Annotated in this window: 1 pseudogene; it reads right to left on the minus strand. The window is 58.5% G+C overall.

Going from position 1 to position 272, the window contains the following annotated elements:
* Window positions 1–272: pseudogene (locus CHK_RS16515) on the minus strand (M24 family metallopeptidase); the annotation flags it as partial.

The following is a 272-nucleotide window of genomic DNA, read 5'->3' on the forward strand; positions in this document are numbered from 1 at the left end:
GGTCCCCTGAGATCACATTCACGTTGTGCACGTTCTCCGCTCCCATTTCCACCAGCCGTCCGCGCATCACCGCGCATACCTCGTTCTCACGCACTCCCGGCTTGATCGCTTCCACAACGTCGTAATATGCTCCGTCCACCATCGCCGCCGAGATCTCCAACAGCTGGATTTCCTCGTGTGTCTTGATCTTCTGCGCCTCCTGCATCGTTGCCTGCCCGTCACGCACGTCCATTCCAAACTTCACCAGCGCCTGCATCATCGACACTGTCAGG

Source organism: Christensenella hongkongensis (assembly GCF_000981035.1).
Taxonomy (GTDB): Bacteria; Bacillota; Clostridia; order Christensenellales; family Christensenellaceae; genus Christensenella; species Christensenella hongkongensis.